This is a genomic window from Pseudoalteromonas sp. TB25, from assembly GCF_000497995.1.
GTDB lineage: Bacteria > Pseudomonadota > Gammaproteobacteria > Enterobacterales > Alteromonadaceae > Pseudoalteromonas > Pseudoalteromonas distincta.
In genome coordinates this window covers 1-2802 of record NZ_AUTI01000093.1, presented here as the reverse complement: position 1 = coordinate 2802, position 2802 = coordinate 1, and the positions used below count along the sequence as shown (strand labels likewise).

General features: G+C 37.5%; 3 protein-coding genes. 2 read left to right on the top strand and 1 reads right to left on the bottom strand.

Annotation, left to right across the window (positions count from 1 at the left end):
- Positions 1 to 1123 (bottom strand): hypothetical protein (locus L652_RS0101860; protein ID WP_024594932.1); only part of this gene is annotated, 1123 nt, incomplete at its 3' end.
- A 529-nt stretch (positions 1124 to 1652) separates the two neighbouring features.
- Between L652_RS0101860 and L652_RS0101855 the strand changes: the two genes are divergently transcribed.
- Together L652_RS0101855 and L652_RS0101850 are read left to right on the top strand one after the other, a co-directional pair.
- Positions 1653 to 2036, top strand: coding sequence for a response regulator (locus tag L652_RS0101855; protein WP_002960883.1), 384 nt, complete (start codon positions 1653 to 1655; stop codon positions 2034 to 2036).
- A gap of 13 nt (positions 2037 to 2049) precedes the next feature.
- On the top strand, positions 2050 to 2802 hold a 753-nt coding region (locus L652_RS0101850; RefSeq protein ID WP_024594931.1), incomplete at its 3' end, for an AAA family ATPase.

Here is a 2802-nt window from a genome sequence, read left to right as displayed (position 1 = left end):
GAGCCGCTACATATAGCTTTTTAGGGATTAGATATTGTTGTGCTTCAAACACGAAGTACTCAACCGATGAGTCGCCTTCTATTACACTGTTTGAATCAAAAGTAGTGCCATTTTCATCAGCTATGCCGTTTGTACCAAAGTAGGTAATACCGGCAACTGCATTACCAGCGGCATCTGCAAATGTGTAATCATCAGACGATTTACCAACCATAAAAATTAAGCTAGTTTCGTCAGATGGTTGATAAGCTAAGTTAAGCTGGATGATTGATTGCTCAAGCCCTGGCATTGCGCCAACGTGAGTGTCACGCTCGTTTGAAGGTGACGCTGAGAAATTATAGTTTTCACCATCGCCAAAGCGATAGTTTGTTGTGGTTACACCATCAAGACTTGCTACGCCATTTTCAAAACGTAACTGGTCGCCCTGATTCGCTTTTAATAAGTTTAAGCCTGCTTTAAAGCCACCTTCAAATTCTAGAGTACCTTGAAGTCGGTAGTTATAACCTCTGTCTTCTTGAAATGCTTCACCGAAACTTGAAGTCGTAATGTGACCTGTAACATTATAAGCACGTACTACACCACTATCGAAAGTTTCGCTGTAACTTAGCTGTGCGCCGTTTTCTGCGGTTGCGTAATCGGTAATACCATTACCAATAAGTGCATTACTTTGGTTATCTGCGCCGTCTTGAAAGCCTTTAAATTGAAATGGTGAGCCACCAATATTACCCAAACGCAGTGTTAAATTTGCGTTTTCTTTTGGTGTGCCATATAGACCTAGTAAGTCAAATTCAACACCTGCAAAATCGTTGTGAAATGAAAAGTCACGATCTTCGCCACCAAAGTCATTAGGCTCTTCTGCAATATCTATATCGGCAGTGATGAACTCGTTAATATGAAATTTAAGCATTAGATTAGCTCTAATACGGCCAAATCCTGATTCTTGTTCTTCATCTTCTGGACGAAATGCACCATCTTTAGCCTGAATTGACTGAAAGTTTTGCATTAGTAAAAAGTCTACGTCAACGCGATCTAAATATTCAGAAATATCAGCCTGTGCTGGAGCCGATGTAGCCATAGCTGCCGCTATGAGAGAAATTGCAAATTTAGTCTTTTTATTATTCAACATAATAAGCTCTTTATTTAGTGTGGTGTGTGATGCCAACTTTATTAAATTGCATTTTCATTTAATGAAATTGGTATTAATTCAGTGTGTATAGATGAGGCTGACTGAGCAAAACATTAAGTGGTTAATGAAACTGCACTTGTGAGCATAAGCCCGTCTGCTGAGCATAATCACAGAATGAATTTAGAAGGTCAACGATTTTTTATTACAAAACGTTTACAAAAAATCGAATTCATATGTAAATATTTTTGAATCAATAAGTTAAGTAGCAAATTTGTTACATCAAATTTTGATGGAATGTTGTATTGGATTAAGGAATTTCTTATGAATACGTCATTATTGTTCATTACAATTAATGAAAATATAAGTTAGTAGAAGATATGAGAGCAGATAATCCTTTAAAAATACGTTGTTGGGCAAACCTATAAACAGTTTATTTATTGGTGTTTTTTAAGTAACGTTCTTGAGCTTATGATGGGGTTAGCTTAGTATTAAAGCACTTAGATGTATTCAAAATAGAAGTAACCTACATATGGAATTTGTTCGCCCGCTAGAGCCCATCCTCATTATTGATGACGTTAAGGAAATTCGTGATTATCTAAACCAAATTTTAACTGACTTAGGGTTTGAAGATATATTAGAAAGTGCTGATTTTAGCTCTGCCAAACCTATTATGGACAATAAACCGCCAGGCGTTATATTTGTAGATGTAGATTTACCAGACTCTAACGGTGCAGAGATATTGGAATACATTAATAGTGCTTACCCGCACACTCATGTTGTTATGTGTTCGGGCCACAATAGTCTCGAAAACGTACAAAACACGTGGGAAATGGGCGCTAAAGGTTTTATTGCAAAACCTTTTAATACAAAAAAAGTAGACACTGTAATGAAGCGTCTTGAAATAATAGAATAATAATAAGGTTAGCATGCATAGTACTGTTACTGCGATTATAGACGATCTTTCGAGTGTTATATTTGGTAAACAACAACAAATAAAACTGGCACTTACATGCTTATTTAGCGAAGGGCATTTACTCATTGAAGATTTGCCTGGCATGGGAAAAACCACTCTTTCTCATGCATTGTCAGCTGTGTTAGGCTTATCGTATCAGCGTATACAATTTACCAGTGATCTTCTCCCTGCTGATATTTTGGGTACTAACGTGTTTAATTCTACTGAGCACAGTTTTACGTTTCATAAAGGCCCTATTTTTAGCCAAGTTGTTTTAGCTGATGAAATAAACCGCGCAGGGCCCAAAACACAAAGTGCGTTGCTTGAAGCAATGGAAGAGCAACAAGTGACAGTTGATGGAAAAAAATATACGCTGCCAAATCCATTTTTTGTGATTGCAACACAAAACCCTCTTTACCAATCAGGTACCTACCCGTTACCTGAGTCGCAATTAGACCGATTTTTAATGCGCATTAGCTTAGGTTTTCCTCCTAAAGAAGCCGAAAAACGCTTAATTTTGAATATGCAAAAACGAGATTACAGCCAATTACCTAAGCGTATTAACCAACAAGAGTTAGCGGCAATTCAATCCCAGATAAGCCAAATTACTTTAAGTAGCCCGGTTATTGACTACATTATAGAGCTTGTTAATTACACACGCACAAGCAACGCTTTTGCATCATCGTTATCACCTCGTGCTAGTATGGCTCTGGCTAAAGCGGCTAGG